General features: G+C 69.9%; 24 protein-coding genes, 1 pseudogene and 1 riboswitch. Of the genes and pseudogenes, 12 read left to right on the top strand and 13 right to left on the bottom strand.

Annotation, left to right across the window (positions count from 1 at the left end; translation table 11 throughout):
* Positions 1-160 precede the first annotated feature (160 nt).
* Both OG584_RS19525 and OG584_RS19520 read left to right on the top strand, forming a co-directional pair.
* Positions 161-1,408, top strand: coding sequence for an esterase/lipase family protein (locus tag OG584_RS19525; protein WP_405779514.1), 1,248 nt, complete (start codon positions 161-163; stop codon positions 1,406-1,408).
* 124 nt (positions 1,409-1,532) lie between these two features.
* A complete protein-coding gene (locus OG584_RS19520) occupies positions 1,533-2,159 on the top strand; it encodes a hypothetical protein (RefSeq protein WP_405779512.1) in 627 nt (208 codons plus the stop codon).
* 117 nt (positions 2,160-2,276) lie between these two features.
* On the opposite strand, the gene OG584_RS19515 is transcribed toward OG584_RS19520, so the two are convergent.
* The 4 genes from OG584_RS19515 to OG584_RS19500 all read right to left on the bottom strand — a co-directional run bounded on the left by OG584_RS19515 (position 2,277) and on the right by OG584_RS19500 (position 6,045).
* Complete coding sequence (locus OG584_RS19515; RefSeq protein ID WP_405779511.1) at positions 2,277-3,092, bottom strand: DUF899 family protein; 816 nt, start codon at positions 3,090-3,092, stop codon at positions 2,277-2,279.
* 158 nt (positions 3,093-3,250) lie between these two features.
* Complete coding sequence (locus OG584_RS19510; RefSeq protein ID WP_405779509.1) at positions 3,251-4,021, bottom strand: DUF4232 domain-containing protein; 771 nt, start codon at positions 4,019-4,021, stop codon at positions 3,251-3,253.
* A gap of 393 nt (positions 4,022-4,414) precedes the next feature.
* Positions 4,415-5,443, bottom strand: coding sequence for a D-alanyl-D-alanine carboxypeptidase family protein (locus OG584_RS19505; RefSeq protein WP_405779507.1), 1,029 nt, complete (start codon positions 5,441-5,443; stop codon positions 4,415-4,417).
* A gap of 368 nt (positions 5,444-5,811) precedes the next feature.
* Positions 5,812-6,045, bottom strand: a complete 234-nt coding sequence (locus OG584_RS19500; protein ID WP_405779504.1) for a hypothetical protein — start codon at positions 6,043-6,045, stop codon at positions 5,812-5,814.
* Between the two features lie 215 nt (positions 6,046-6,260).
* On the opposite strand from OG584_RS19500, the pseudogene OG584_RS19495 reads away from it, so the two are divergent.
* The 4 genes and pseudogenes from OG584_RS19495 to OG584_RS19480 all read left to right on the top strand — a co-directional run.
* Positions 6,261-6,389: pseudogene (locus OG584_RS19495) on the top strand (IS5/IS1182 family transposase); the annotation flags it as partial.
* 210 nt (positions 6,390-6,599) lie between these two features.
* On the top strand, positions 6,600-7,148 hold the full coding sequence (locus OG584_RS19490; protein ID WP_405779502.1) for a DUF1062 domain-containing protein: 549 nt from the start codon (positions 6,600-6,602) through the stop codon (positions 7,146-7,148).
* 527 nt (positions 7,149-7,675) lie between these two features.
* Positions 7,676-8,500 carry a hypothetical protein gene (locus OG584_RS19485; protein ID WP_405779500.1) on the top strand — a complete coding sequence of 275 codons (825 nt, stop codon included), beginning with the start codon at positions 7,676-7,678 and terminating at the stop codon, positions 8,498-8,500.
* Between the two features lie 56 nt (positions 8,501-8,556).
* Entirely contained in the window at positions 8,557-8,712 is a 156-nt protein-coding gene (locus OG584_RS19480) for a hypothetical protein (protein ID WP_405779499.1), read from the top strand.
* 133 nt (positions 8,713-8,845) lie between these two features.
* Here OG584_RS19480 and groL read toward each other — a convergent pair whose 3' ends face one another.
* The 4 genes from groL to thrC all read right to left on the bottom strand — a co-directional run bounded on the left by groL (position 8,846) and on the right by thrC (position 13,265).
* Entirely contained in the window at positions 8,846-10,471 is a 1,626-nt protein-coding gene (gene groL / locus OG584_RS19475; protein ID WP_405779498.1) for a chaperonin GroEL, read from the bottom strand.
* A 469-nt stretch (positions 10,472-10,940) separates the two neighbouring features.
* Positions 10,941-11,144 (bottom strand): cold-shock protein, encoded by a 204-nt coding sequence (locus OG584_RS19470; RefSeq protein WP_005315736.1) that lies wholly within the window; start codon positions 11,142-11,144, stop codon positions 10,941-10,943.
* A 425-nt stretch (positions 11,145-11,569) separates the two neighbouring features.
* Complete coding sequence (locus OG584_RS19465; RefSeq protein ID WP_405779496.1) at positions 11,570-11,845, bottom strand: MoaD/ThiS family protein; 276 nt, start codon at positions 11,843-11,845, stop codon at positions 11,570-11,572.
* Between the two features lie 118 nt (positions 11,846-11,963).
* Positions 11,964-13,265: a threonine synthase gene (thrC, locus tag OG584_RS19460; RefSeq protein ID WP_405779495.1), complete on the bottom strand. Its 1,302-nt coding sequence runs from the start codon at positions 13,263-13,265 to the stop codon at positions 11,964-11,966.
* Positions 13,266-13,280: 15 nt separating this feature from the next.
* Positions 13,281-13,408, bottom strand: a riboswitch (SAM riboswitch).
* A gap of 156 nt (positions 13,409-13,564) precedes the next feature.
* Here thrC and OG584_RS19455 point away from each other — a divergent pair.
* From OG584_RS19455 to OG584_RS19445, 3 genes are all read left to right on the top strand, one after another.
* A complete protein-coding gene (locus tag OG584_RS19455) occupies positions 13,565-14,509 on the top strand; it encodes a glucosyl-3-phosphoglycerate synthase (protein WP_405779494.1) in 945 nt (314 codons plus the stop codon).
* Between the two features lie 386 nt (positions 14,510-14,895).
* Positions 14,896-16,377, top strand: coding sequence for an APC family permease (locus OG584_RS19450; protein ID WP_405779492.1), 1,482 nt, complete (start codon positions 14,896-14,898; stop codon positions 16,375-16,377).
* Between the two features lie 74 nt (positions 16,378-16,451).
* Positions 16,452-17,876 carry a trehalose-6-phosphate synthase gene (locus OG584_RS19445; RefSeq protein ID WP_405779491.1) on the top strand — a complete coding sequence of 475 codons (1,425 nt, stop codon included), beginning with the start codon at positions 16,452-16,454 and terminating at the stop codon, positions 17,874-17,876.
* A 3-nt stretch (positions 17,877-17,879) separates the two neighbouring features.
* Here OG584_RS19445 and otsB read toward each other — a convergent pair whose 3' ends face one another.
* The 3 genes from otsB to OG584_RS19430 all read right to left on the bottom strand — a co-directional run bounded on the left by otsB (position 17,880) and on the right by OG584_RS19430 (position 20,324).
* Positions 17,880-18,731: a trehalose-phosphatase gene (otsB, locus tag OG584_RS19440; RefSeq protein WP_405779490.1), complete on the bottom strand. Its 852-nt coding sequence runs from the start codon at positions 18,729-18,731 to the stop codon at positions 17,880-17,882.
* Positions 18,732-18,793: 62 nt separating this feature from the next.
* Positions 18,794-19,042 (bottom strand): DUF3263 domain-containing protein, encoded by a 249-nt coding sequence (locus OG584_RS19435; RefSeq protein WP_405779489.1) that lies wholly within the window; start codon positions 19,040-19,042, stop codon positions 18,794-18,796.
* 34 nt (positions 19,043-19,076) lie between these two features.
* The gene (locus OG584_RS19430; RefSeq protein ID WP_405779488.1) at positions 19,077-20,324 is read right to left on the bottom strand and encodes an ABC transporter substrate-binding protein; all 1,248 of its coding nucleotides are present in this window, start codon (positions 20,322-20,324) and stop codon (positions 19,077-19,079) included.
* A 335-nt stretch (positions 20,325-20,659) separates the two neighbouring features.
* On the opposite strand from OG584_RS19430, the gene OG584_RS19425 reads away from it, so the two are divergent.
* From OG584_RS19425 to OG584_RS19415, 3 genes are all read left to right on the top strand, one after another.
* Entirely contained in the window at positions 20,660-21,568 is a 909-nt protein-coding gene (locus OG584_RS19425) for an ROK family protein (protein WP_405784157.1), read from the top strand.
* Complete coding sequence (nagA, locus tag OG584_RS19420) at positions 21,568-22,722, top strand: N-acetylglucosamine-6-phosphate deacetylase (protein WP_405779486.1); 1,155 nt, start codon at positions 21,568-21,570, stop codon at positions 22,720-22,722. Before OG584_RS19425 ends, nagA begins: the two co-directional genes overlap by 1 nt.
* 88 nt (positions 22,723-22,810) lie before the next feature.
* A complete protein-coding gene (locus tag OG584_RS19415) occupies positions 22,811-23,737 on the top strand; it encodes a 1-phosphofructokinase family hexose kinase (protein WP_405784155.1) in 927 nt (308 codons plus the stop codon).
* A gap of 52 nt (positions 23,738-23,789) precedes the next feature.
* Here OG584_RS19415 and OG584_RS19410 read toward each other — a convergent pair whose 3' ends face one another.
* The gene (locus OG584_RS19410) at positions 23,790-24,782 is read right to left on the bottom strand and encodes a carbohydrate-binding protein (RefSeq protein ID WP_405779484.1); all 993 of its coding nucleotides are present in this window, start codon (positions 24,780-24,782) and stop codon (positions 23,790-23,792) included.
* 112 nt (positions 24,783-24,894) lie between these two features.
* The gene (cdgB, locus tag OG584_RS19405) at positions 24,895-26,580 is read right to left on the bottom strand and encodes a diguanylate cyclase CdgB (protein WP_405779482.1); all 1,686 of its coding nucleotides are present in this window, start codon (positions 26,578-26,580) and stop codon (positions 24,895-24,897) included.
* Positions 26,581-26,638 lie beyond the last annotated feature (58 nt).

Genomic DNA, 26,638 nt, shown 5'->3' with positions numbered 1-26,638 from the left:
ACCGGTCACTGCCGTACGCATTCCGGACAGAGGCGTCCGCCCGCGCACTGTCCGGAAGCCGCCCGACACCAGTTCGGAATATGACATTTCCACCCTTGCGGCTACCTCACGTCACGACGATGACACCGAAAGTCATCGCCCTTCGTGAGGAGACCTCTCCATGGCCGACCAGAAAGCACCGACCGAGCAGCAGCTCGCCGAAGCCCTGACGAGCGCGGCACCGATCCTGCTCGCGCCGGGCCCCAGGGAGCAGGTGGCGCAGGCCGCGCCCGCGCCCGATGACACATGGGAGCTGCGCGGCGGCACCGCCTGGGTGTACTACGGCAACGGCAACCAGGCCCTGACCCGCCCGTTCATCCTCGCCGACGGCTTCAACTCCGGCCCCAGCGAACGCGACCCGCTGTGGAACCACTTCGATAACGGCGCCTACGCGTTCCTCAGTGAACTTCGCCGCAGGGGCCACGACGTCGTACTTCTCGGTTTCGACGAGCGCAGTGCCTCCATCCTGGACAACGCCAGGACGGCTACCGAGGCCATCTTGCGAGCGGTCGCGGAGCGACAGGGCAACACCCCCCTGACGGTGGGCGGCGTCAGCATGGGCGGGCTGGTCACCCGCTACGCACTTGCCAAGCTGGAGAATGACCACGTCGACCACCAGACCGAGCTCTACTTCTCCTACGACAGCCCCCACCGGGGCGCCTGGATCCCCGTCGCGCTCCAGGCGTTCGCGCACTACATCAGGAAGCTGGACAGCCGCTTCTCGGACCAGATGAACAGCCCGGCCGCCCAGCAGCTCCTCAGCCTGCACATCGACACGTGGGAAGACACCCCTGCCCAGAGCCCGCTCAGGGACGAGTTCCTGCGCGCACTGGACAGCGTCGGCCGCTGGCCGGTGCGGCCCCGGAAGATCGGCGTCGCCAACGGCGTGGGCACCGGCGAGGGCAACGGCATCCAGCCCGGCGCGAAAGCGTTCCGGGGCAAGGGGCTGGCCATCACCGGAACCGAGCTGTACTCCCAGTCCACCGGCAGCGACCAACTCGTCGCCCAGCTGCGGGTCGTGACCCTGAAGAAACCCCAGATCCGCACCTCGGGCCTCCCCGACATCGACGGCGCCCCCGGCGGCACCCTGGAGGGCTTCGGCATCCTCGCCGACGCACTCAACGCTCTGCCCGGGTACGCCGGTATGGCCTCGGAGGCCCTCATCCGCGAGCACTGCTTCGTGCCGGCGGTCAGCGCCGTGGGTATCCGGAACATCTCCGACCACAGCGAGCTCTACACGCCCGTGAACGACCTGGATCAGGCCGAAAGCGACCTGGACGAGTTCAAGCTCTCCTCCCGGAACGAGGCGCACTCCGTCATGACCGAAGAGCTGGGCTCCTGGATCATCGACCGACTGCCGCAGCGGTAGCGGCAGTCGGGCCCCGCAGCAAGCGGCTGCTGCGGGGCCCCTGGCCGACAGGACAGCTGCCCCGCCCAATACCGATGGATCACGAACGGCCGCCCGCTGCCGCCGCCGTACTAGTCTCCGCTCCATGGCTTTGCGACCTGATGAGTTCTACGACCACGCTGTCGCCGCTTCCGATGGTGAACGCCGGCTCCCGCTGGCCCGTATGACGGGATGGGACATCAGTCCGTTCGAGCAGGACGGACTACGGGTCGCTCCCCTGCGGCCGCCGGTTCTGCCCGAGCCTGCCCGGCACGGCGAGGACCCATCGGACTGCCGCGCGTGCCGCAGCCGGGACGAGGGGATCTGGCGCGATGGCCACTGGCGGCTGACCCGGATCACCGGAGTCGGCGTGCCGCTGGTACTCATGCTGCATCCGCGCGATCACTACGACCTGGCGGACCTGCCCGACGAGTTGGCGGCCGAACTCGGAGTGCTGACAGCTCACATCGCACGTCATGTACAGGCGCTGCCGCACATCGCACGGGCCCACGTCTACCGGATCGGGGACGGCGGCGCGCACCTGCACGTCTGGTTCTTCGCCCGGCCCGAAGGGCAGGCCCAGTTGTACGGGTCGTGGATGCCCATCTGGGACGACCTGCTGCCGGAGTACCCGGCAGACGTGGCCGAAGCGGACGCGGCGACCGTGGCCGACGCACTGGCAGCTTCCTACGGTGGCCGTCGCTCAGCGTCCGGCGAACCGCAGAGCGCCTGATCGTCTGATCGTCTGCCGTGCGTCGCCTCATGTTCCTCTGAGTTCGGCTGCGTTGCGCCGGGTTACGCCGCCCGGCCATCGCCTGCGCCTGCGCCTGCGGAAGGCCGTCAGAAACCCTCAGTGGTGGTGGCCGTTCCGGCCGAGACTCTGGACGGGGGTCGCGCCGGGGCGGGTCCACTGCGGCACCGGCCGGCCGGTCGGCCCCCAGGTGGCGACGCCGTCCGCGTCCGTCCGCCAGTACCAGCAGGCCTGGTTCCCCTCGGACGGGTGCCCCTCGCGGACATCGCCGATCACGGGACGGCCCTCAGGGTTGTCCTCCCACGCCTCGCCGCGGCCGTAGGGCGTCATGTCGAGGAGACCGAGGGAGCCGTTGACCGGTTCGTTGCCACGGCCTGTCGTGGAGTACGTGAGGAACACTCGGTCACCCTCCCGCAGGAAACAGAGGATGTGCCCCATCTGCCCGCCGACCGGTGCCTCCACGCCCCGCACCGAGTACCAGGGCTGGGTGTAACCCATGAACTCGACGTAGGGAGCCACCTCGTCCCACGGCCCCGAGGTCAGGATGGCGAACGAGACTCCCCGGGCGTTGAGGTAGACGGCGTCCTTCGCGTGCCAGGCCGTGGTGGTGCAGCCCTCGCACTGTCCCTGATGGGGCGCTCCGTCGTACCACATGTGCTGGTAGACGACGAGCTCGTCGCGCCCCTCGAACAGGTCGAGGAACGGGACCGGCCCGTCGGCGCCGGTGACCTCGGCCGTCCCGTCGATCTCGGTCATCGGCAGTCGCCGCCGAGCCGCGGCGATCGCGTCGCCCTGCCGGGTGTGCGCCTTCTCGCGGACCAGCAGCTCGTCGCGCGCCGCCTGCCAGTCGGCCAGGTCGACGACGGGCGGCTTGCCGGAGAGATCGCTGCTCGCGTTGCCGGGCGTGGTCGCCATGGTGTCCTCCGTGCTGTCGCGTGCCGGGCAGCGTCGTACGACGTCCTCTGACACTCACCGGAACAGACTCACGGCCCGGCCGGAACTCATCGCTGAGGCAGCACCTCGGCGTGGCGGACCGGCCGGCGGTGGCCTGCTCCTCCCCCGTGCGGTGGGGTTCAGTAGCCGACGGGGTTGACGAAGGTGCCGGGGTGGGTGGCGCCCGACTGGTCGAGGATGGCTCCGCCGTAGGGCCAGCTGAGGGTGGCGTGGGTGGTCTCGTTGGGCGGGGTGATCTGGACCTTGCTGGGGATGAAGGGCTTGGTGTCCTTGGCGGTGGCGGGGACCGCCAGGAGGTTGAAGCTGACGGCGGCCGTGTCGTCACCGGGGTGCAGGGTGATGGTGCTGGGGGTGTCCGACGAGCGGCGCAGGTCCCAGGCCGTACCGGTCGTGCTGATCAGGCGCAGGCCCGGGAAGCCGTGGAGGGTGCACGTGTGGGCGCTGGTGTTCTTGAGCGTGATCATGGCGGTCTGCGCGTCGGCTTCGTCCCTCATGTCCGGGGCGCCGGCGCTCCAGGTGAAGCGCAGCCCGCTGGTGTGGCAGCGGCTGCTGGTGGCTGCGGACGCGGGGTTCACGGCATCGGTCCGCGAGCCCTTCTGAGCGGTCGACACCGTGTCGTGCCGGGACGCGTTCTGTGCGGTGGGGGAATCCGGCCTCGTGGAGGTGGACTGGGCCTTGTCGTCCGTACCGCCCTGTGCGGTGTCCTGGGAACCGCTCTGCGCACCGGACTTGGAGTCCGATGAGCCCTGCGCCGTGCTGCCGGACTGTGCGTCGGCCTTGGAGGCAGCCGGACCGGAGGAGGAGTCGCACGCGGCGGCGCCGGCTCCGACGGCGACGACGGCCAGTACGGCGGCGGCGCAGCGGGCGACCCGGTTCAGCTTCGCGGTCATGGTTCCCCTTTTCCAGCGCCGGGTTCTGAGGCCCGGCGCGCTCCGTATTCCAGTGCGTCTTACGGAAAGTGAGATGGGCCGCCCGGCCGGGGAGTTCTCACAGGACTGTCCGGGACCTGTAACGGCACGTAACAGCCGACCGCCCCCTTTGCCCGCGGCAGCTCAACCGGGCATGGCACCGTGCGCGGACCGGCACGACGGGGAAGGCCCCCGCTCATCCGCCGTGGGGGTGGGGACGGGCAGGGGCCTGCGGGTGCCGCACGCGATGCGCGACGGTACGTGCTGCTCAGCGCCGGAGCGGGAGCTGTCTGCTCACTGACGGATCAGCGGGCGGACCAGTGGTCGGTCAGGGGTCGGTCAGGGGTCGGACCACTGAGCGGATCAGTGAGCGGATCAGTGGGCGAAGCCCCAGTCGAGCATCTTGGTGGCGTCGTCGAAACGAGCCTTGTCGGTGGTGTCCCCGAGGACCACACCGACCAGGGTGCGGTTGTCCCGCTTCGCGGCGAAGACGACGCAGTACCCGTCCTCCGGGCCACTGCCGGTCTTGACGCCCAGGGCACCGTCGTAGCTGCCCAGCAGCTCGTTGGTGGTGTTCCAGGTGTAGTACCGGGTGTGGCCGTTGGCCGCCGGAGCCTCGGTCTTGAACTGCGTCTTGTTCACGACGTCGACGAAGACCGGCTGCAGCATCGCGCGCTGGCCGAGCTTGGCCAGGTCGCGGGCGGTGCTGTGGTTGTTGCCGTGCGAGATGCCGTCGAAGGTGTCGAAGTGCGTGCCGGTCAGACCCAGCTGCTGCGCCTCGGCGTTCATCTGGTTCACGAAGTCGGCGATCCGCGCGTCCTGGGTGTCCCCGGTGCCGAAGTTGTCGGCCAGGGCCATGGCGGCGTCGTCGCCGGACGGGATCAGCATGGCGTTCAGCATCTGCCTGACCGTCAGCTTGTCGCCGGTCTGCAGATCGGCGGTGCTGCCGCCGGCCTGCTGGACGTAGTCCCGGTACTCCTGCTTCACCGTGATCTGGTGCTCCAGCCACTCCGGGTGCTTGAGCACCACCAGGGCAGTCATGATCTTGGTGGTGCTGGCCATCGGAACACTCTCGTCGGCCTCGGCCCCGGCCCACATCTCCCTCTCCTGGCTGCCGTCGCGGGCATCCAGGAGGAAGGCGTGGTCTGCGCTGATCTGGGGCCCGGCCTGGTCCTTCACGTCCTGGCTCTGGGCGGCCGGAGTAGCGGCGGCCGGCGTGGTGGCGGCCGGAGTAGCGGCCTTGCCGCTCTGGCCGCCGTTCTCATCGGCGGAGTGCGTGGCGCCGGGCGTGGCGGCATTGGCGAGGCCTGCGGCGGTGATCGGCAGAGCGACTCCGACAAGTGCGGCCGTGGCGATCCGGACCCCCGTGCGGTGTATCCGGTTGGGACGGGCGTGGGAACCCATGAACGTTCCTCCTGCCGGCGTGGGGACGCCGGAATGTAGCGGAAACTCGGTTTATACCGAACCTACTTGTGTGATGACAGGCACTGTCAATCTGCCCACTGCATGCTGTGGAGATGTTGCGCAGGTGACTGGTGGGACCGGTGACTTACTCGCATGGAGTGCGCGGCCGGCTCCTCTGGGGCACCGGAGAGCCCCGCCGGGACCTGCACGCCCCGCCGGGACCTGCGCCCTCGCGGACTTCCGCTTCGGCGGCCGGGACGACAACGACATCCGCGACCCTGCGGTCGTCCCTGGCCACACCGCCGGCCGCGAGCTGAATCGTGTTGACCGAGGGGCGACAGGTGGGCGTGGACGTCGCGTGCCTGAGTTCAGCACTCGTCCACATCGCCGGGGGACAGCTCACCGTCATCGGTCTGGATCGAGGTGCTGGTATCGATGTACCCGGAGCCACCCTTGAAGTCGATCTTGTACGTGTCCCCGTACCCCATCCCGTTCGCGTCCAATTGGCCGCGGGTGATGCACTTGACCGTTACTTTCTGGAGCGTGGTGAGCTCGCCGATCGGTTCACGGCCCCGGGGGTCCGCGGCCGGCCAGACAGTCACGTTGTCGTAGTCCTGAATCGTTCCCTCGGTTCCGCAACCGACCAGTGTCACTGCCAAGATCGCGGTTCCTACGACTGCCGTCGCCAAGCGCTTGCTGGAAGCCATAACCGACACCCCGTGTGTGTTGCCGTGGTTCGCCGCAGGACATCGAACATCCACGCCCGCCCCCCGGCAAGGGTGCCGAACGAGCCATTCCCGTCGCTCACTCCCACCCCAACGAAGTCGAGCGGACGGGCAACGCCCTGAAGAACTTCCGGGCCGTCGCGACGAGGTACGACAAGCGCGCCCGCGTCTTCCACGGCACCGTCACCTTTACCTTGGCCCGACTCTGGCTCCGCCCGTGATCCGTCGGCCGGAACCTGGCGGTGGGGTGCTCGAAAAAGCAGTGGAGCGGCGCCGCTGCGCACCATTACCGTGCTGCCGAACCAGTCGTCCAGGCAAGGACATGCCTTGTACACCCTGTGAGACCTCCCGAGTGCTGATTCGTCGCGCGCCGCACATGTGCGGCGCGCTCCTTTCTGCTGCGGTCTTCTCACTGAAACCGGTGTACTTCTGTGCTCAACAACTGGGTCGTCATGCCCACCTGCCTGCCTCTCGTCGTCCGGCGTTGCCACACATGCGCGTCTGAACGCTTCCGGGCAAACGGCAAGTTCCGTGTCAACGCACACCACAAGCTCATCGACGCCTGGCTCCTCGTGCTCTGCACCTCTTGCGGGGAGACGGCAAGGCTCACGGTCCTGGAGCGGGTGAATGTGCGCTCCATACGGCCTGAACTGCTGGACCGCCTGCATTCCAACGACCTCGGCCTGACAGCCGAGTTGCTCCAGGGTCCGGTCATGCAGCGCCGCAATCGCATCGCCCTCGACTGGGACAACGCCTGGCGTCTCGACACCGGCGGATCGGATCACCTGGGCCGCGAGGCGATCGACGTCCGGGTCCGCTTCGCGGGGCGGATCCCTGTCCGGCCGGTGCGATTGATCGCTGAAGGCTGCGGTCTTTCGCGGGCCGAGGCCGAGAGACTGATCACGGAGGGGAAACTCGTTTCGGCAGTCCGGCAGAACGGCAAGCTCTCCGGCGACTTCACCTTCACGCTCAAGCGCTGAGCCTTCCCCAGGGACCTGGGGCCTGTCCGGCAGAATCCGCCGGGCAGGCCCCAGCTACGGCGATCCGTTCCAGCATCTCCGGATACAGCATGCGAAGGATCGCGGATGGCCGTCCGGTACGGCGTGCTCGAACCGGCGAGCCGGCTCAGCTCACTGATCCCCGCCCGGCGCGCCCAGACCTCGTGTTCAAGACCCCGGGACGGTGGTCACCCCCGGCGGTGGAAAACCACCCCGCCCCAAGCCGCCCCGGAGCTCAAGCCCCGAGCCCCGAGCCCTCTTAACAGTGATGGGGTGGAGGGGCCTGATATCCCACCCAACCACCCTCCCCGCGCGCCCGGTTGACTTTTCGTGACCGACTTGCCACGGAAGGTGGCGAGGCTCTAGCGTGCTCACAGAACGTGAACGGCCCCGGTCGGTGCGCCAACACCGGCTCCGGGGCCTGACCAACTAGATCGAAAGAGCGTCGATCCATGGCTGACGGCCACTTTAATGCTGCCCCCCATCCGGCACACACGCCCCCTCACCCGATGGCCAATCCGGGTTACGGGAAGCGTTCCGCGACCGGTCAACGTCCGCACACCGCACCAGACTTCGCACACTTGCCGCCCCGCGAAGCGGCCATCGCCGCGTACATCGACCGGCTGCCGGACGGGTCGGACATCTCCGTGAAGACGCTCGCCAGAGTCCTGCCCTACGGACAGTGCGCGCTGCGGACGGCGCTCAACGCCCTCCAGCGCGCCGGGCATCTGCGCCGGGGCGCCGAGCACCTGACCGGGTCGGACAGCGCCCGGTGGGTGACGCGTACGTGGTTCTCCCGCTCGGCCCGCGACGACGCCTGGTGGGCCGCCTTCACCACCGGGGACGTACCGGATGCCCCGGTTCCGACGCAACGGCCCACCCGGTCGCGGGCGTTCATCCTGCTCGCCGCCCTCGGCCGCACCGCACCCTCGCTGAGCCTGTCGGCGGCCGACTGTGCGGCGCTGGAGCCCCTGGCCGCCGTGTGGTTCGACCGGGGCGCCACCGAACCCGAGATGCTGCACGCCCTGACCGCCGGGCTGCCCACCCCCGTGCACCGCGCGTCCTCACTCGTCCGCAGGCGGCTCACCGACAAGCTCCCGCCCGAGCGCGCACCGCATCCGGCGCCGCCCGCCCCGCGGCCCGCCCTGCGTGTCATGGAGTGCGGCAAGTGCGGCGCACCGGGGCTGCCGGAGGCGCTGCCGGGCGGCGAATGCGCGGAGTGCCGGGGAAGACCCGTGAGCCGCAAGGCCCCGCTCACCCCGGCGCAGGTCCACACCCGCGCGGCACAAGCCCGCGCGGCAGCGGCTGGGCAACGCGAGAGGACCCACGCATGACCGTTCAGCTCACTCGGCGCCGGAGCAGAGCACGATGGGGGGAAGGAGGCAACGCCATGACCCCAAGCCCCGCCGACCACGCCCAGATGTCCGTCGAGGACTTCGAGGAGCTCGCCCGCCACGCTCCCGAAACGTACGGCACTACGCTCACGCTTCCCGCTCCCGTCTCGATCACCCTGGAGACCGGGAAGCTCAAGGACTACGTTCGCTGAAGCCCCCCACCCCTCCCCGGCAAGCTCGCGAACGCCCGAGGGCGGTACCCCTTTCGAGAAGGGGTACCGCCCTCGGTCCGTACTGCTTGCCGTACTACTGCTGGAGCAGCCGATCCTCGCTGGAAGCAGAGGATCAGAAGTCCATGTCACCGCCCGGCATGCCGCCCGGAGCGCCGCCGGCAGCGGCCTTCTCCGGCTTGTCGGCGATGACGGCCTCGGTGGTGAGGAACAGCGCGGCGATCGACGCGGCGTTCTGCAGCGCGGAGCGCGTGACCTTCGCCGGGTCGATGATGCCCTCGGCGATCATGTCGACGTACTCGCCGGTCGCAGCGTTCAGGCCGTGGCCGACCGTCAGGTTGCGGACCTTCTCGACGACGACTCCGCCTTCGAGACCACCGTTGACGGCGATCTGCTTCAGCGGGGCCTCAAGGGCGAGCTTCACGGCGTTGGCGCCGGTCGCCTCGTCACCTTCGAGCTCAAGCTTCTCGAACACCGCGGAAGCCTGGAGCAGGGCCACGCCACCACCGGCGACGATGCCCTCCTCGACGGCCGCCTTCGCGTTGCGAACGGCGTCCTCGATGCGGTGCTTGCGCTCCTTGAGCTCGACCTCGGTCGCGGCACCGGCCTTGATGACGGCCACGCCGCCGGCCAGCTTCGCGAGGCGCTCCTGGAGCTTCTCGCGGTCGTAGTCCGAGTCGGAGTTCTCGATCTCGGCACGGATCTGGTTGACGCGACCCTGGACCTGGTCGCTGTCACCGGCACCGTCGACGATCGTGGTCTCGTCCTTGGTGATGACGACCTTGCGGGCGCGGCCGAGCAGGTCGAGACCGGCGCTCTCCAGCTTGAGGCCGACCTCCTCGGAGATGACCGTGCCACCGGTGAGGATGGCGATGTCGCCGAGCATGGCCTTGCGGCGGTCGCCGAAGCCCGGAGCCTTGACGGCGACGGACTTGAAGGTGCCACGGATCTTGTTGACGACCAGCGTCGACAGAGCCTCGCCCTCGACGTCCTCCGCGATGATCAGCAGCGCCTTACCGGACTGCATGACCTTCTCGAGCAGCGGAAGGAGGTCCTTCACGTTGCCGATCTTGGAGTTGACGATCAGGATGTACGGGTCGTCGAGCGACGACTCCATGCGCTCCATGTCGGTGGCGAAGTACGCCGAGATGTAGCCCTTGTCGAAGCGCATGCCCTCGGTGAGCTCAAGCTCGAGCCCGAAGGTCTGCGACTCCTCGACGGTGATGACGCCTTCCTTGCCGACCTTGTCCATCGCCTCGGCGATGAGCTCGCCGATCTGGGTGTCAGCGGCGGAGATGGAGGCCGTCGAAGCGATCTGCTCCTTGGTCTCCACGTCCTTGGCCTGCTCCAGGAGGGCGGCGGAGACGGCCTCGACGGCCTTCTCGATGCCACGCTTCAGGGCCATCGGGTTGGCACCGGCGGCGACGTTACGGAGGCCCTCACGGACCAGCGCCTGCGCGAGGACGGTCGCGGTCGTCGTACCGTCACCGGCGACGTCGTCCGTCTTCTTGGCGACCTCCTTGACCAGCTCGGCGCCGATCTTCTCGTACGGGTCCTCGAGCTCGATCTCCTTGGCGATGGAGACACCATCGTTGGTGATCGTGGGGGCGCCCCACTTCTTCTCAAGGACGACGTTGCGGCCCTTGGGGCCGAGGGTGACCTTGACGGCGTCGGCGAGCTGGTTCATCCCGCGCTCGAGACCGCGCCGTGCCTCCTCGTCGAACGCGATGATCTTGGCCATGTGAAGTGGTCCTCCCAGGACTGGGGGTCCCCCCGGACAAAGTCTGGGGGCGGGTGGAGTCAGACCTGGCGGCGCCCGCGACGGACGGCCTGCTTGCCCGGTGGTTCCTTGCCCCACCCGGCCCGCGGGCCTCGCCAACCCGATCTTTCTGTCACTCTCACTGGGAGAGTGCTAACGCCAATGATTAGCACTCGCCCCCATTGAGTGCAAGCGCCTTCGACGAAGGCGCAGGTGGGTGGCTGCGGTCGGGAGGTGCATGAGTGAAACAAGCACCTCCGAAGAAGGCTCCGCGAGGGGGCGGGCGGCGGCGGGGCGCACGTGTCTTCGAAGAAGGATCAGGCGGGCGGCTGCGCCCTCGTAACACCCTCAGGAAGCCCCCAGGGGACCCCGGGACGCACGAGGGGCCCGCACCCCTCTGCGGGGTACGGGCCTCTCGGCGTGAGTGCGTCGGTGGCCGATCGCGTCTGGATCAGACGGCGAGTTTGACCATGTCCGCCTGCGGACCCTTCTGGCCCTGCGAGATCTCGAACTCAACTCGCTGACCTTCTTCAAGGGTGCGGTAACCGTCCATCTGGATCGCGCTGTAGTGGACGAAAACATCCGCACCACCGTCGACCGCGATGAAGCCGTACCCCTTCTCCGCGTTGAACCACTTGACGGTGCCCTGAGCCATGCCTAACTCCCCTATTACTGGCCCTTGCGCAGAGCCCGCACTTCGCGGGATCCGGGTCAGACCTTGCGCCGGAACGCGTCGACCGCGGCTGAATGTATCTGCCCAACTGCCCTCTGCAACAGGTCAATCGGACGAGAATTCTGCACGCACCCGAACACCCGATTGGGGGGATTTCCGGGGATCCTCGGGCAAGTCGGGCCAGGCAAAGGGCACTTACGACGCAAAGGGATCGCACACATTGACCGGACCTTCTCGCGTTCTCATATGCACGTGGCACAGGCGACGAAGGGGGCTGCCCCAACTCTACCGCGTTCAATCATGCTGAATTGCCCCCTCCGCTTCGTGCGCGGAGAGGGCAATGGGTCCAGCGGGTGCCGCGGGGGCGTCGCAGCCCTGTGGGCGCGGCGCGGCGGCGGAGGGCTCGCTCAGCCGCCGGCGACGGCGGGGATGATGGAGACGCCCGCGCCGTCCGGCGTGGCCGTCTCCAGGCCCTGCTCGAAGCGGACGTCGTCGTCGTTCACGTACACGTTCACGAAGCGGCGCAGCTTGCCCTCGTCGTCCAGGACGCGGGCAGCGATGCCGGTGTGGTTCTTCTCCAGGTCGGCGAGGACCTCGGAGAGGGTGCCGCCGTCGGCGGCGACCTCGGCCTGTCCGCCGGTGTAGGTGCGGAGGATGGTGGGGATGCGGACCTTGACGCTCATGCGGATTGCCTTCCAGGAGTCCGGGGCGGGACGGGGCTGACTGATACGGATACGGGCAGGGCGCGGGCAGGGGCGCCGCCGGGCAGGGCGGGCCCGGCCCGGCGGGACGGGGCTCCGGTCAGGCGCCCGTGGCCAGACCGGCCTCGCGGAAGGCGTCCAGGGTCGGACGGATCGTCGCGGTCGGGCCGGACGTCGGGGCGACCGCGTCCAGGGTCTTGAGGCCGTCGCCCGTGTTCAGCACGACGGTGGTGAGGGAGGGGTCGAGGAGACCGGCCTCGATGAGCTTCTTCGTCACGCCGACGGTCACGCCGCCCGCGGTCTCCGCGAAGATGCCCTCGGTGCGGGCCAGCAGCTTGATCGCGTCGACGATCTGCGCGTCGTTGACGTCCTCGACCGCGCCGCCGGTGCGCCGGGCGATGTCCAGGACGTACGGGCCGTCCGCCGGGTTGCCGATGGCCAGCGACTTGGCGATCGTGTCCGGCTTCTGCGGCCGTACGACGTCGTGCCCGGCCTTGAACGCGGTGGAGACCGGCGAGCAGCCCTCGGCCTGCGCGCCGAAGATCTTGTACGGCTTGTCCTCGACGAGACCGAGCTTGATCAGCTCCTGGAGCCCCTTGTCGATCTTCGTGAGCTGGGAGCCCGAGGCGATCGGGATGACGATCTGGTCGGGCAGCTGCCAGCCGAGCTGCTCGCAGATCTCGTACGCCAGGGTCTTCGAACCCTCGCCGTAGTACGGGCGGAGGTTGACGTTGACGAAGCCCCAGCCCTCACCGATCGGGTCACCGATGAGCTCGGAGCAGAAGCGGTTGACGTCGTCGTAGTTGCCCTCGATGCCGACCAGTTCGCCGCCGTAGACCGCGGCCATGACGACCTTGCCCTGCTCCAGGTCGTGCGGGATGAACACGCAGGACCGGAAGCCGGCGCGGGCGGCGGCGGCGCCGACGGCGCCCGCCAGGTTGCCCGTGGAGGAGCAGGAGAGTGTGGTGAAGCCGAAGGCGCGGGCGGCCTCGACGGCGATGGCGACGACACGGTCCTTGAAGGAGTGCGTCGGGTTGCCGGAGTCGTCCTTGACGTGCAGGCCGCCGGTGATACCCAGCTCACGGGCGAGGTTGTCGGCCTTGACGAGCTTGGTGAATCCCGGGTTCAGGTTGGGGTGGTCGGCCACCTCGGCGGGGACGGGCAGCAGCGGCGCGTAGCGCCAGATGTTGTCCGGGCCGGCCTCGATGCGCTTCTTCAGCTCGTCGGGAGAGCCGCTCGGCAGGTCGTACGCCACTTCGAGCGGCCCGAAACAGGACGCGCAGGCGAAGAGGGGACCGAGCGGGAAACGCTCGCCGCACTCGCGGCAGGAGAGCGCGGCGGCGGGGCCGAGATCGACGGTCCCGGTGGAGTCGTTGGTGCTGGTAACGGTCTGCACAGCCATGGTGGCGAGGTCCTCTCCTCATCTTCCTCGCGACGTACTTCGCCGCAAGACGGAATTGGCACCTTCCCCACCATGACCTCGCGGTCGGCAGGAGGGTTGCCGGGACTTCTACGGGCCGTTCCCTCAGTCCCTCTGGATGAGCGCTTATGACGCGGGCCTCGAGGCCCGGCGTGTTTGTCGACGCGTGCGGACCCCGGCATGCCGTGACCATTTGCGTTGTTCAAGACTGTAACCGAAGGCAGGGACGGTTGAGATAGTCGTCCGAACCGCGAGATGGCTCACAGTCAAGGAGACGCGCCGTGCTGGAAGAGGTGGACCGCTGGCTGACCAGGCGTTCCTGGTCGGTGGCCGACCGTCCGCTGGACCGGCTGACCGCGGCGAAACGCGGCACCACGGTGAGTGTCGTCCTGCCCGCGCTCAACGAGGAGGCGACGGTCGGGGCGATCGTCGCGACCATCAGGCGCGAGCTGATGGACTCCCTGCCGGTGCCCCTCGTGGACGAGCTGGTGGTCGTCGACTCCGGCTCCACCGACCGTACGGCCGAGGCCGCGGCGAGCGCCGGGGCCCGGGTGGTGCACCGGGACGAGATCCTGCCGCGGATACCGGCCGTGCCGGGCAAGGGCGAGGTGCTGTGGCGTTCCCTCCTGGTGACCGGCGGTGACATCGTCTGCTTCGTCGACGCGGACCTGCGGGACTTCTCGGCGGACTTCGTCTCGGGGATCGTCGGACCCCTGCTGACCGACCCCGATGTGCAGTTCGTGAAGGCCATGTACGACCGGCCGCTCGGCGAGGCCGCGGGGCAGGGCGGCCGGGTGACCGAGCTGGTGGCGCGGCCCCTGCTGAATCTGCACTGGCCGCAGCTGGCCGGTTTCGTCCAGCCGCTCGGCGGCGAGTACGCGGTGCGGCGCTCACTGCTCGAACAGCTGCCCTTCCCCGTCGGCTACGGAGTGGAGCTGGGCCTGCTGGTCGACGCGCTCCACACGGTCGGACTCGACGCGCTGGCGCAGGTCGACGTGGGCTCACGCAAACACCGCCACCAGGACGGGCTCGCGCTGGGGCGGATGGCGGCGGCCATTTACCGCACGGCGCAGCTGCGGCTGTCGCGGGGGCATCTGGTGCGGCCGTCGCTGACGCAGTTCGAGCGCGGCGCCGAGGGGTTCGTACCGCGCACATACCCGGTGGACACCGAGGAGCGGCCCCCGATGCGCGGCGTGGGGGAGTACGCGGCACGCAGGGCGGCCTGACGGACGGGTGACGGCCCACGGGTGACAGCCGACGGCTCCGCCCCCGCCGGACGCCGGCGGGGGCGGAGCGTCAGCTGCCGGTGTCCATGGAAAGGTTTTGGCCATCGCACACACGAGAATCCGAACCCCCCACCGCCCCGCGAAATCCGTGCGAACACAGCGCTTTCAGCGCACATGAGCACTTCAATACCTTAAACAGGCAACGGATTTCGTTGCCATGTCGCGTTAACGAACCCTTGACGGGAATGACCGTCGGGAGTTGTATTCGGTCACCGGAGCGGCGCGGACGTCCTACGGGTACGCCCCGCATGTGCGGCACTCTTCAGCGAAGGTGCCTTCCCCCTCATGCCGCCAGCCTCATGCCGTCAGCACCGATGGGACAACGGATGACCCATACGCCCGACACGACCGTTGCCGCACCCCCCGGGGACCCGGAGGCAGACACCCTCGCCGAGAAGGCCGCGAAGGCCGGAGAGGCTCCCACGCTCACCCGGTCGATCGGTGTGGTGGGAGGCACGCTGCTCACGCTGTCCTGCCTGACTCCGGCATCCTCACTGTTCGTGATCGTGCCGGACTCGTTCGCCACCCTGGGCACCGGAACAGCCCTCACCATCGCCATCGCGGGCCTGCTCTGCATAGGTGTCGCGTTCACCTACTCCGAGCTGGGCACGCTGATACCGAGCTCCGGTGGCGAGTACGCCATGGTCGGCACCCTGATGGGGCGGCTCGCCGGGTGGCTGGTCTTCGTCCTCTCACTGATCGTGGTCATGATCGTGCCGCCCATCATCGCCCTGGGCACCGCCGACTACCTGGCGCCGATCGTCCATCTGAACCCGCAGTACACAGCGGCCGGCGTGATGCTGCTCGCCACCGCGATGGGTCTGCTCGACCTGCGCGCCAACGCCTGGATCACCGGCGTCTTCCTGGTCCTCGAAGTCGTGGCCTGCGCGGTCGTCGCCTTCCTCGGCTTCACCCACACCAGCCGGTCGGCCTCGGTGCTCGTCCACCCGGTGATGGACGCGGGACACGGCCACAGCTCGGCCGTCACCGCCGGGCTGATCGTGACCGGACTCGCCACCGCGCTCTTCATCCTCCAGGGCTTCTCCACCGCCGTTTACCTGGCCGAGGAGATGGACAACCCGCGCCGCAACGTGTCCCGCACCGTGCTGTGGACGCTCGCCATCGGCGCGGCAGTCGTACTGATCCCCGTCGTCGCGATCACGCTCGGCGCCCCGGACCTCAAGACGCTCGCGACCGGTGACGTCGCGGGCATGGTGCAGAGCTGGAGCAACTCCGGTGTCGGCACGTTCGTCAGCCTCTGCATCGCACTCGCGATCATCAACGCGGCGATCGTGATGGTCATCCAGAACTCCCGCGTCGTCTACTCGTCGGCACGCGACGCGGCCTGGCCGAACCCCGTCAACCGCGTCCTGTCGCACATCGGCCGGCGCTACGCCTCCCCCTGGGCGGCGACGCTCGCCGTCGGTGTCCCCGGAGCGGTCCTGTGCTTCGTCAACCTGGACACGCTGAGCGATGTCACCGGTGTCGCGGTGGCCGCGATGTACGTCTTCGTCGCGCTGGGCGCCCTGGTGTCGCGCCGCGGGGAGCACAAGCACCGGCTGGCCTGGCGGATGCCGTTGTGGCCCGCCGTGCCGGGTCTGCTGGTCGTCGTCCTGGCCTGGGTGCTCTTCCAGCAGAGCGCGAAGAGCCTGATCATCACCGGGGTCATCGTGGCCGCAGCCGCCGCGTACTGGGCGCTGTACCTACGCCCCCGGCAGGCCACGCACTGGGTGATCTCCGTCCCCGAGGACGAGCGGGCCCCCGCGGCGGACACGACTGCGGCGGACACAGCCTCCGCGCCGCACTGACGGGTGCGCGCCGACAGCCCGTCCGGCGGACGTCCGCACGTTTGAGCGTTTGCGGCACGGGCTAGGTTCGCGTCATGGCATCTCCGCACGCCGCACGCGTCCTCGTCGCCTCCAACCGGGGCCCCGTCTCGTACACCCTTCGTGACGACGGTGAGCTCGCGTCGAAGCGGGGCGGCGGCGGTCTCGTCTCCGGGCTCTCCGCCATCGAGGGGAACGCCGAGTCGCTCTGGGTCTGCGCCGCGCTCGGGGACGGTGACCGGGCCGCCGTGCGGCGCGGGGTCGCCGAGGACGGGGTGCGGATGCTCGACATCGACGCGGAGGTGCACGCCGACGCGTACAACGGCATCGCCAACTCCGTGCTCTGGTTCGTCCACCACATGCTGTACCAGACCCCGCTGGAGCCCGTCTTCGACGCGGAGTTCCGGCGCCAGTGGGCCGCGTTCCGTACGTACAACCGGGCCTTCGCCGAAGCGCTGGCCGCCGAGGCCGCCGACGGCGCGGCCGTGCTGGTACAGGACTACCACCTGTCGCTGGTCCCCGGGATGCTGCGTGAGCTACGCCCGGACCTGCGGATCGCGCACTTCTCGCACACCCCGTGGGCTCCGGTCGAGTACTTCCGGCTGCTGCCCGACGACATCGGCGATGAGCTGCTGCACGGGATCCTGGGCGCCGACCGGGCCGGATTCCTGACCCGGCGCTGGGCCGACGCGTTCGTCGCCTGCTGCGCCGCGGTCGTCGGCGGTACCGGAAAGACGGAGGTCGCGGTGCACGGCCTCGGCGCCGACGCGGACTTCCTGCGGGCGCGGTCGCACCAGTCCGACGTGGACGAGTGGATGACGGCGCTGCGCGAGCGGATCGGCGGCGGCACGGGCGAGGGGCCCGACGGCCGCCGGAGGACGATCGTCCGGGTGGACAGGACCGAGCTGTCCAAGAACATCGTGCGCGGGCTGCTCGCCTACCGCGAGCTCCTCGACACCCGCCCCGAGTGGCACGGCCGCGTCGTGCACATGGCCTTCGCCTACCCCTCGCGCCAGGACCTCGCGGTCTACCGCGACTACATGGACGAGGTGCGGCGCGTCGCCGACGAGATCAACTCCCGCTATGCCACGGCGGACTGGACGCCGGTCGTGCTCTATCTCAAGGACGACTTCGCCCGCTCGCTGGCCGCCTACCGGCTCGCGGACGTCGCCCTGGTCAACCCGATCCGCGACGGCATGAACCTGGTCGCCAAGGAAGTTCCGCTGGTGAGCGACCACGGGTGCGCGCTGGTGCTCTCGCGGGAGGCCGGGGCGTACGAGGAACTGGGGCGCGACGCGATCACAGTGAACCCGTACGACGTGAGCGCGACGGCGGCCGCGCTGCACGAGGCGCTCACCATGCCGGACGGCGAGCGCACCGAGCGGACCGCGCGGCTGTCCGCCGCCGCGACCGCGCTGCCGCCGCAGCAGTGGTTCCTGGACCAGCTCAACGCGCTCGGCCCGGCCGCTCCCGCCGGATAGCGGTCACGGGCCGACAGCGCGGGCGAGGTCCGCGAGGAGTCCGACCACCGCGCCCGGCCCCGGCACCACCAGGTCGGCCCGCGCGGCCAGTTCGGGCACCTCGCCGCCGCCGCTGCACACCAGCAGGCCGGGCACACCCTGTTCGCGGAGCGTGTCGACCGCGTCGTAGGCCGGCAGGTCCCCGAGGTCGTCCCCGGCGTAGAGGACCGCCCCGGCACCGGTCTCGCGTACGTACGCGGTCAGCGCCGCGCCCTTGTCGACGCCCGGCGGGCGCAGCTCCAGGACCATCCGGCCCGGCTCGACGATCAGGCCGTGCCGGGCGGCGAGGGCGGCCAGCGGGGCGCGCAGGGCCTCGAAGGCGGCCTCGGGGTCGGCGGCGCGACGGGTGTGGACGGCCACGGCCCGGCCGCCCTTCTCCTCGATCCAGGTGCCGCGCCCAGCGCTTTCGGTGTCCAGCAGCCCGGGGAGTTCGGCGCGTACGGCCTCGACGCCCGGGGGCGGGTCGGGGGCGTCGACCGTGCCGGTGGCCGCGTCCCAGCGCTCCGCGCCGTAGTGACCGAGCACGACCAGGTGTTCGAGGCCGGGAACCCCGGCGAGCCCCCCGTACTGCACGGCCACCGCGGCCGGGCGTCCGGTGATCACCGCGACGGACGCGACGTGCGGCGCGAGCGCGACGAGCGCGGCGACGGCGCCCGGGTGGGCGCGGGCCTGTTCCGGATCGGGGACGATATCGGCGAGCGTGCCGTCGAAGTCGAGTGCCACGACGGCCTTTTCGGGCCCCGCCAGGAAGGCGGCGAGGCCGTCACGGCCGGCGGCGGTGGCGGGGGTCGGCAGGGTGTTCGGTGAGCTGCCCATGGGGTGACCCTAGGCGATGGACGGGCGGCCGCCCCTATGCGTGCGGCCGGCTGCGGCAGCCGTCAGCGGCGTTCGCGGCGGGCCGCCCGGACCCGGCGGAGGCGGTTGACCGTCACCGGATCGTGGATCAGCGCACTCTCGTCGTCCAGCAGGGCGTTGAGGAGCTGGTAGTAGCGGACCGGCGAGATACCGAGCTGCTCCCTGATGGCCCGCTCCTTGGCGCCCGCACCCGGCCAGGAGCGGCGCTCCAGCGCGAGCACGGCGCGGTCGCGCTCGGGGAGCGCGGGGCCGTGCGCGTCGTCGCCAGTCATATGAGCAAACGTACTGGGGTACCCGCCGGGCGGGCTACTGCGCTTCCTCGGCGGACGCCTCGCTCTGGATCTGGTTGAGGACGCTCGCCGGGTTGCCGCCCGGCTGCACGGCCTTGCCGATCTCCCTCTTCATGTCGTCGCTCACCTGCGCCCACGAGGTCTTGCCGACCGGCGGCAGCTGCGAGTCGGGCAGCTCGTCGAGGAAGGTCTTGAGGGACTTGTGGTCCGGGTCCTCCGCCAGCGTGCCGGACGCCGAGGTGGTGGACGGCAGCAGGTTGTACTCGCGGGTGAAGGCCAGCACGTTCTTGTCGCTGAAGACGTCGTCGAGGAACTTGCCGATCTGGGTGCGGTGGCCGTTCTGCTTGAAGCCCATGATCCAGTCGGCCACGCCCATGGTCGACTTGGTCGGACCGCTGACGCCCGGCATCGGGACCATGCCGACCTTGATGCCCTTCTTGACGGCCTGCTGCACCAGCTGCGGGTGGCCGTTGAGCATGCCGACCTGGCCCTTGGTGAAGGCGTCGTACGCCTGCCTGCGGTCGAACTTGGCGGGCTCGACGGGCCCGGTCAGCTTGGCGCCGACCAGGTCGTCCTTCAGCCAGTTGAAGGTCTTGACGTTCTGGGCCGAGTCGATCGTGTACGTACCGACGCCGTCGGTGATGCCGCCGTCGCCGCTCAGCAGCCACTGGGTGGCCTCGACCTGTGCCTCCTCGGTACCGAGGGGCAGGGCGTACGGGTACTTCACGCCTCTCGCCTTGAGGGCCTGCGCGTCGGACTTGAGCTGGTCCCAGGTCTTCGGCGGCTTGAGTCCGGCGTCCGCGAACATCTTCTCGTTGTAGAAGAGCAGCCGGGTGGAGGCGACGAACGGCATTCCGTACTGCACCCGGTCCTGCTCGCCCGCATCGGAGAGCGAGGAGAGGAAGTTGGACTGGACCTCGATGGAGAGCAGGTCGTCCGCGCTGTACAGCTTGCCCTGGTCGGCGTAGTCGGCGTACGAGCCCATCTGGGCTATGTCGGGGGCGTGGCCCGACTTGACCATCGCCGCGACCTTCGCGTCGATGTCCTTCCAGGAGTAGACGGAGACGTCGACCTTGATGTGCGGGTTCTTCGCCTCGAAGGCGGAGGCGACCTTGTCCCAGTACTGCTGGTTGCTGGGCCCGTCGTTGGGGTCGTAGTTGGCGGCGACGACCTTCAGGGTGACGTCACCCGACCCGCTGTCCGATCCGCAGCCGGAGAGCACCGCTGTCATACCGAGCGCGGCAACCGCCGCTGTAAGCCCCAAGAAGCGCCGCCGCACAGCCCTTTTCCCACCCTCTGTTGCACTATGTTCCAGCCGGTCCCCCGGTGCCGTACCGTCGCACGTAGCTGCGATTTTCCCTTACGGCCATCCGTGGGTCCACAGCATTCCGGTCTCGCTTCGGCAACACAGGCCACATGCGCACCACCTGCACTGCGGCCACGGCGGTTTTTTTGCCCAGACTTTGTATGGATGCGCAACAATCCAACAGAGTGGACTAGACCTTTTTCGGTTATCCGAGCCACACTGTCCGAGTGACTGCATTCTCCCGGGGAACCGCCCCCGGTCTCCCGGCCGAGCACCATGTCATCGCCCTCGACGTGGGCGGCACCGGCATGAAAGCCGCCCTGGTCGGGGCGGACGGCACCCTGCTCCACGAGGCACGCAGGGCCACCGGACGGGAGCGCGGTCCCGAGGCCGTCGTCGAGTCGATCCTCGACTTCGCGGCCGAGCTGCGGGCCTACGGCGAGGAGCACTTCGGCCGGACCGCGGCAGCCGCCGGCGTGGCGGTCCCCGGCATCATCGACGCCGAGAACGGCATCGCCGTCTACGCGTCCAACCTCGGCTGGCGCGACGTCCCGATGCGGAAGCTGCTCAGCGGCCGGCTGCACGGCGTACCGGTGGCGCTCGGGCACGACGTCCGCACCGGCGGGCTCGCCGAAGGCCGCATCGGAGCGGGCAAGGGCGCCGACCGCTTCCTCTTCATGCCGCTCGGAACCGGCATCGCGGGCGCCATCGGCATCGAGGGCTCCATCGAGGCGGGCGCCCACGGGTACGCCGGCGAGATCGGCCACATCGTCGTACGGCCCGGTGGCGTCGACTGCGGTTGCGGGCAGCGCGGCTGTCTTGAGCGGTACGCGTCCGCCTCCGCCGTCTCGCTGGCCTGGGCCGTGGCATCCGGCGACCCGGAGGCCGACGCGGCCGACTGCGCCAAGGCTGTCGAGTCGGGCGACCCGGCGGCCACCGCCGTCTGGCAGACCGCGGTGGACGCGCTCGCCGACGGACTGGTCACCGCGCTCACCCTGCTCGACCCGCGCACCCTGATCATCGGTGGCGGGCTCGCCGAAGCCGGGGAAACCTTGTTCGTACCACTGAAGGCAGCGGTGGCGGAGCGCGTGACGTTCCAGAAGCTGCCCCACATCGTCCCGGCGGCCCTCGGGGACACCGCTGGATGCCTGGGCGCAGGGCTGCTCGCCTGGGATCTTCTCTCCACGGAGGTATCCGCCTGATGGCCGGAAGCGAAGCAAGCACAGTCCTCGCCGGAGCCCGCGTGGTGCTGCCCACCGGGACCGTCGACGGCGGCCGGGTCATCGTGGAGGGCTCGCGCATCGCGGGGAGCGCTCCCGAGAGCGCGGCCGTGTTCGATCTCGCCGGGCACTGGGTGGTCCCCGGTTTCGTCGACATGCACGTGCACGGCGGCGGCGGCGCGTCCTTCACATCGGGAACCCCCGAAGAGGTGCGCAAGGGCATCGACACCCACCGGCAGCACGGCACGACGACGATGGTCGCCTCCACCGTCACCGGCGAGATGGACTTCCTCGCCGAGCGCGCCGCGGTCCTGTCGGAACTCGTCGAGCAGGGCGACCTGGCCGGCATCCACTTCGAGGGCCCGTTCATCTCCCCCTGCCGCAAGGGCGCACACAGCGCCTCGCTGCTGCGCGACCCCGACCCGGCCGACGTCCGCAAGCTGATGGACGCGGCGCGCGGCACCGCCAGGATGTTCACGCTGGCCACCGAGATGACGGGCGGCATCGACTCCGTACGGCTGCTCGCGGAGAACGGCATCATCGCGGCCGTCGGCCACACCGACGCCACGTACGAGCAGACCGTCGAGGCCATCGAGGCGGGTGCGAGCGTCGCCACCCACCTCTTCAACTCCATGCCGCCGTTCCTCCACCGCGACCCCGGCCCCATCGCCGCCCTGCTGGAGGACGAGCGGGTCACCGTCGAGCTGATCAACGACGGTACCCATCTGCACCCGGCCGCGCTGGAACTGGCCTACCGGGCGGCCGGCTCCGCTCGCGTCGCCTTCATCACCGACGCGATGGACGCCGCCGGTTTCGGCGACGGTATCTATCTGCTCGGCCCGCTGGAGGTCGAGGTCAAGGAGGGCGTCGCCCGGCTGGTGGAAGGCGACTCGATCGCCGGCTCCACGCTCACCCTGGACACGGCCTTCCGGCGCGCGGTGACCATCGACGGACTGCCGGTGGAAGACGTCGTACGGTCCATCTCCGCCAACCCGGCACGGCTGCTCGGCATGGACGACAGGATCGGCTCGCTCGAGCCCGGCAAGGACGCGGACCTGGTCGTCCTGGACGCGGACTTCGCACTGGCCGGAGTGATGCGCAAGGGCTCCTGGGTGATCGAACCTAAGCAGAACTGAGCGACAGCGAGCAGAATCGCGCAGAAATGACGGTCTGCGGCGGGTCCAGGGCTGGGCCTGCCGCTCTCTGTTTGGCATGATCAATCAAGTGCTGCTGACCGTCACCCTGAACACCGCCCTGGACATCACCTACCACGTCCCCGCACTGATCCCGCACGCCAGTCACCGTGTCGAATCGGTCACCGAGCGCGCGGGCGGCAAGGGCCTGAACGTGGCCCGGGTACTCGCGGCGCTCGGCCACGAGACCGTCGTCACCGGCTTCGCCGGCGGGACGACGGGCGGCGTGCTCCGCGAACTCCTCGCCGGGCTGCCCCCCACCGACGCCCTCGTCCCGTGCGCCGGGACCACCCGGCGCACGATCGCCGTGGTCGACGCCACCTCGGGCGACACGACCCAGCTCAACGAGGCGGGCCCCACGGTCACAGCCGACGAGTGGGACGCCTTCCTCACCTCGTACGGGAAGCTGCTCGCCGACGCCGAAGCCGTGGCCCTCTGCGGCAGCCTGCCGCCGGGCGTCCCGGTCGGCGCGTACGCCCAGCTGGTGAAACAGGCCCGCGGCGCCGGCGTCCCGGTCCTCCTGGACACCAGCGGCGAACCGCTGCGCCGGGGCATCGCGGCCCGCCCCGACCTGGTCAAGCCGAACGCCGACGAACTGGCCCAGCTGACCGGCTCACGCGAGCCGCTGCGCGCCACCCGCGACGCACGCCGCCGCGGCGCGCACACGGTGGTCGCCTCACTGGGCGCCGAGGGCATGCTGGCCGCGTCCCCGGACGGCACCTGGCAGGCCCTGCCCCCGGCCCGCTTCGACGGCAACCCGACGGGCGCGGGCGATTCGGCGGTGGCCGGACTGCTCTCGGGCCTGGTGGAAGGGCTCCCCTGGCCGGAACGGCTGGCCAGGGCGGTGGCGCTCTCGGCGGCCACGGTGCTGGCGCCCGCCGCCGGCGAGTTCGACCGGGACGCGTACGAGGACCTGCTTCCGCAGGTCCTCGTCGACGAACACCCGCCGCCCGCTTAGCTGCCGGACGGCGGTCAGCGGGGGCGGCAGCCCCCGGTCGGTCACTGGCCCTCTACTGGTCCTTCGTGTTCTGCAGGATGACCTGGTCCAGATTGACCCCACACTGATCACCGTTCTCGCAGGAGATCTTGATCGTGTTGGAGCCCTTCTTGAGGTTCACCAGGTTCCAGGTGTTGGTCCACCCCTTGGAGGCGTCGCCGTCCGCGGCGTGGGCGAAGTTCTCCATGCGGATCGACGCGGGCTTCGGCGCGTCGTTCACCGTGAGGGACGTCTTGGCATCCTTGCCCGGCACGCCGTAGTTGATCGACAGCTTGTACGTGCCCGCAGCGGGTGCGTCGAGCGTCCAGGTCGCCGAGTCGCCGGGCTGGTTGATCACGACGTACGTGCCGCCGGCGCCCTTGGCGCCCGGCACGTCCTTGGCCGTGGTCGCCGCGCCGCCGAGCTGCAGTGTCGCCGCATCCTGCTTCGGGAGGTCGGCCTTGGCGGACGCCGAAGCGCTCTCGCTCGGCTTGACCGAGGAGGCTGCCGTCTGCCCGCCGCCCGCGTTGTCCGAGCCGGCGTTGTCGTCCTTCGTGTCGCCGCCGCTGGTGGCCAGCGCCACACCGATGCCGATGACGACCACCGCGACCACCGCGACCGCGCCGATCAGCAGCCCCTTGTGATTCGGGCCACCGCTCCGGCCGCCGCCGCCCGGCTGACGCGGGGGCTGCTGGACGGGCGGACCGCCGGGATACGTCTCCGGGGCCGCGTACTGCGCGGTCGGCTGGCCGTACGCCTGCTGCTGCCCGTACTGCTGGGGCGGCTGCCCGTACTGCTGCTGAGGTGCCTGCGGTGCCTGCTGCCCGTACTGGCGCTCGCCGACTGTCCGCACGTGGTTGTACGACGTCCGGGGCACCCCGGGCTGCCCGCCGGACGTCGGACCCGGGTAGCCGTATCCGCCGCCGCCGGGCGGGGGAACGGCTCCTGCTGCCCGGCCGTCCTCGTACAGATAGCCGAACGGATCGTCGTCCTCGGGCGTGCTCGTGCCGTTGTTGCCGGCCGTCATCCCTTGCACTCCTCACACATCGCTGACCCGGGCGAGCTTACCCCGTACGGATGAACAGTCCGGCCAGTCCGCCGGGCCCTGCCCCCGTCCCGGGCGCTCCTGGCAGTACCGCCTACCCAGCCCGCCGATGCAGCTTCGACCTGGAGCGTTTCTCCACGTACATGCGCTGGTCGGCGGAGCGCAGCACCTCTTCGACCGACATGCCGCAGCTCGCCCAGCCGATCCCGAAACTGGCCCCCACCCGGACCGCCCTGCCGTCCACCCTGATGGGCGGAATGATCGCGTTGCGCAGCCGTACGGCCAGGTCAGCGGCGTCGGCCGAACCGAGCCCGTCCGCCAGGACGACGAACTCGTCACCGCCGAGCCGGGCCACCGTGTCACCGTCGCGCACCCCCGATGTGAGTCTGCGCGCCACCTCGATGAGGACCGCGTCCCCGGTGTGGTGACCGAAGCGGTCGTTGATGGACTTGAAGCCGTCGAGGTCGCAGAAGAGCACCGCGAGGCCCTTCGTGCCGTCGTCGGCGACCGCCCCCGTCCCGGCCCCGGCTCCGTCGCCCGTCTCGTTCGTGGGAGCAGCCGTGTGGACATGCTCATAGAGACATGCGCCACCACCGAAGGCGAACGGTCCGCCGCCGCGGCGCCGGTCCGCCCGCGCCGGCCCCTGCTCGTAGGCCGCGTCGAGTGCCTCGACCGCCGTCTCGCGCACCGCGTCGGGCCAGTCGCAGAGCCGCGAGCTGAGCCGGGCGCGCAGCTCCGCGCTGTTGGGCAGCCCGGTCAGCGAGTCGTGCGAGGCGCGGTGCGCGAGCTGGAGCTCGTGGCGCTTGCGCTCCTCGACGTCCTCGACGTGCGTGAGCAGGAAACGGGGCCCGTCGGTGGTGTCGGCCACGACGGAGTTACGGAGCGAGACCCAGACGTACGAGGTGTCACGGCGCCGCAGCCGCAGCTCGGCCCTGCCGCCCTCGGCGGATGTCCTGAGCAGGGTGCCGACGTCCTCGGGATGGACCAGATCGGCGAAGGAGTAGCGGCGCATCGCCGACGCGGGCCGCCCGAGCAGCCGGCAGAGCGCGTCATTGGTGCGCAGAAGGCGCCCGTGCTGGTCGCCTCCCATCTCCGCGATGGCCATCCCGCTCGGCGCGTACTCGAAGGCCTGCCGGAAGGATTCCTCGCTGGCGCGCAGGGCCTGCTGCTCACGCTCCAGGCGGACCAGGGCGCGCTGCATATTGGCGCGCAGCCGGGCGTTGGTGATCGCGATGGCGGCCTGGAAGGCGTACATCTGGAGCGCTTCCTGGCCCCAGGCCCCGGGGTGCCTGCCGTTGCGCGGGCGGTCGACGGATATGACGCCGATCAGCTCGCCACCGGACGCGTCGGTCGCGTACATCGGGGCGAAGAGCCGGTCGGAGGGGTGCCACTCGTCCTCGAAGCGCGGCTCGGGTCCGTCGTTGTGCACCTGCGGCACGTCGTCGTTGTCGAGGACCCAGCCGTCGGTGTACGGGATGAACCTCAGGTCGCCCCAGGCCACACCCATGGAGAGCCTGCGCTCCCATGACGTACGGGATCCGACCCGGCCGGACATCAGGGCGGCGGCGGATTCGTCCCCCGAGAGCGCCGCGACCATGAGGTCGCCGTCAGGGCGCACCAGATTGACGCAGGCCAGCTCATACCCGAGACCAGCCACTATGCCGTCGGCCACGGTCTGCAGGGTGTCCGCCAGGCTGCGGGCCTGATTCAGATTGGCGACCGCTTGATGCAACTGCCGCAGGGTCGCAAGACGGACGTACGGCTCCGACTCGCTCTCCATCGTTCGCTCTCCCCGAGACCTCGACAGCAACTCCAGGGTTCTTTGTCGGCGCTCTTGG

It is taken from the genome of Streptomyces sp. NBC_00859, assembly GCF_045161865.1.
In the GTDB taxonomy this organism is placed as follows: Bacteria; Actinomycetota; Actinomycetes; order Streptomycetales; family Streptomycetaceae; genus Streptomyces.
This window is presented reverse-complemented; position numbering and strand designations above follow the sequence as displayed.